Below are 397 nucleotides of genomic sequence, written 5' to 3' on the forward strand. Positions count from 1 at the left end.
CCTCGTCGGCGAACGACGACAACTGATCCACCATCGTGTTCACCGTCGACTTCAACTCCAGGATCTCACCCCGGGCGTCAACCGTGATCTTCTGCGACAGGTCACCCTTCGCCACGGCGGTGGAGACCTGGGCGATGTTCCGCACCTGGGCGGTCAGGTTCGACGCCATCGAGTTCACGTTGTCCGTCAGGTCCCGCCACGTGCCGGCCACCCCGCGCACCTGGGCCTGGCCGCCGAGGTTGCCCTCGGTACCCACCTCACGCGCCACCCGGGTCACCTCGTCGGCGAACGACGACAACTGATCCACCATCGTGTTCACCGTCGACTTCAACTCCAGAATCTCACCCCGGGCGTCAACCGTGATCTTCTGCGACAGGTCACCCTTCGCCACCGCCGT

Annotated in this window: 1 protein-coding gene; it reads right to left on the reverse strand. The window is 65.0% G+C overall.

Annotation, left to right across the window (positions count from 1 at the left end; all coding sequences use genetic code 11):
• Nucleotides 1-397: HAMP domain-containing protein (locus ACFHWY_RS28890; protein ID WP_416583386.1), on the reverse strand; the 397-nt coding region annotated here is incomplete at both ends.

The organism is Micromonospora sp. LOL_024 (assembly GCF_048060415.1).
GTDB lineage: Bacteria > Actinomycetota > Actinomycetes > Mycobacteriales > Micromonosporaceae > Micromonospora.